The sequence below is a fragment of the Nocardioides pocheonensis genome, from assembly GCF_003725535.1.
GTDB lineage: Bacteria > Actinomycetota > Actinomycetes > Propionibacteriales > Nocardioidaceae > Marmoricola > Marmoricola pocheonensis.
The window spans coordinates 1-207 of the sequence record NZ_RJSF01000012.1 but is presented as its reverse complement, the minus strand read 5'-3'; the positions used below and the strand labels follow the sequence as shown (position 1 = coordinate 207).

At 64.3% G+C, this 207-nt stretch carries 1 protein-coding gene; it reads right to left on the bottom strand.

The annotated features are described in order from the left end of the window. The coding region (locus EFL26_RS24080; RefSeq protein WP_183408049.1) for a hypothetical protein at positions 1-193 on the bottom strand (193 nt) is incomplete at its 3' end. Between the last annotated feature and the right edge of the window lie 14 nt (positions 194-207).

Here is a 207-nt window from a genome sequence, read left to right as displayed (position 1 = left end):
CGATGTTCCCGTCCAGCTCGAACTTCCCCGTGTCGTGCACCGCGAACGCCGTCGTCGGCACGAACACCAACGCGATCGCCAAAGCCGCGACCGCCGAAAGAACACGAGCGACCCGACTCTGGTGCCGGAACGCGACAAGGGACCGGATCCGGAACAAACCGGCCGATCCCGCAACGGACTTGTGCTTCTTCATCTGTGGTGCCCCCA